Source organism: Pseudoxanthomonas jiangsuensis, assembly GCF_010093185.1.
In the GTDB taxonomy this organism is placed as follows: Bacteria; Pseudomonadota; Gammaproteobacteria; order Xanthomonadales; family Xanthomonadaceae; genus Pseudoxanthomonas; species Pseudoxanthomonas jiangsuensis.
Map to the genome: position 1 here is coordinate 1 of NZ_PDWL01000062.1, position 1,430 is coordinate 1,430.

A 1,430-nucleotide genomic window follows, 5' to 3' on the forward strand; every position below is an offset into this window, starting at 1 on the left:
TTTTAAAAGAGAAACACTGATAGAGTGATGTGAGACTGTAGCGTGGTGAGGCGTATGATATAAAGAGCACGTTTTGTCCGTATGAAAACTGTATAATAAACACACACTATCCCTTGTTCTTTTTCCTCAGATTTTTTTTAAAAACCTCAAAAAAAAAAACCCCGCCGTAGCGAGTTCAGATAAAATAAATCCCCGCGAGTGCGAGGATTGTTATGTAATATTGGGTTTAATCATCTATATGTTTTGTACAGAGAGGGCAAGTATCGTTTCCACCGTACTCGTGATAATAATTTTGCACGGTATCAGTCATTTCTCGCACATTGCAGAATGGGGATTTGTCTTCATTAGACTTATAAACCTTCATGGAATATTTGTATGCCGACTCTATATCTATACCTTCATCTACATAAACACCTTCGTGATGTCTGCATGGAGACAAGACACCGGATCTGCACAACATTGATAACGCCCAATCTTTTTGCTCAGACTCTAACTCATTGATACTCATTTATAAACTCCTTGCAATGTATGTCGTTTCAGCTAAACGGTATCAGCAATGTTTATGTAAAGAAACAGTAAGATAATACTCAACCCGATGTTTGAGTACGGTCATCATCTGACACTACAGACTCTGGCATCGCTGTGAAGACGACGCGAAATTCAGCATTTTCACAAGCGTTATCTTTTACAAAACCGATCTCACTCTCCTTTGATGCGAATGCCAGCGTCAGACATCATATGCAGATACTCACCTGCATCCTGAACCCATTGACCTCCAACCCCGTAATAGCGATGCGTAATGATGTCGATAGTTACTAACGGGTCTTGTTCGATTAACTGCCGCAGAAACTCTTCCAGGTCACCAGTGCAGTGCTTGATAACAGGAGTCTTCCCAGGATGGCGAACAACAAGAAACTGGTTTCCGTCTTCACGGACTTCGTTGCTTTCCAGTTTAGCAATACGCTTACTCCCATCCGAGATAACACCTTCGTAATACTCACGCTGCTCGTTGAGTTTTGATTTTGCTGTTTCAAGCTCAACACGCAGTTTCCCTACTGTTAGCGCAATATCCTCGTTCTCCTGGTCGCGGCGTTTGATGTATTGCTGTTTTCTTTCCCGTTCATCCAGCAGTTCCAGCACAATCGATGGTGTTACCAATTCATGGAAAAGGTCTGCGTCAAATCCCCAGTCGTCATGCATTGCCTGCTCTGCCGCTTCACGCAGTGCCTGAGAGTTAATTTCGCTCACTTCGAACCTCTCTGTTTACTGATAAGTTCCAGATCCTCCTGGCAACTTGCACAAGTCCGACAACCCTGAACGACCAGGCGTCTTCGTTCATCTATCGGATCGCCACACTCACAACAATGAGTGGCAGATATAGCCTGGTGGTTCAGGCGGCGCATTTTTATTGCTGTGTTGCGCTGTAATTC

General features: G+C 43.6%; 3 protein-coding genes. All 3 read right to left on the bottom strand.

Annotated features, from left to right (window positions below):
• Positions 1 to 226: 226 nt before the first annotated feature.
• The gene (locus CSC62_RS18250) at positions 227 to 508 is read right to left on the bottom strand and encodes a hypothetical protein (RefSeq protein ID WP_000026224.1); all 282 of its coding nucleotides are present in this window, start codon (positions 506 to 508) and stop codon (positions 227 to 229) included.
• 191 nt (positions 509 to 699) lie between these two features.
• Positions 700 to 1,248 (bottom strand): ead/Ea22-like family protein, encoded by a 549-nt coding sequence (locus tag CSC62_RS17180; RefSeq protein WP_162407885.1) that lies wholly within the window; start codon positions 1,246 to 1,248, stop codon positions 700 to 702.
• Positions 1,245 to 1,403, bottom strand: coding sequence for a TraR/DksA family transcriptional regulator (locus tag CSC62_RS17185; protein WP_229041931.1), 159 nt, complete (start codon positions 1,401 to 1,403; stop codon positions 1,245 to 1,247). The genes CSC62_RS17180 and CSC62_RS17185 overlap by 4 nt, the downstream gene beginning before the upstream one ends.
• Positions 1,404 to 1,430 lie beyond the last annotated feature (27 nt).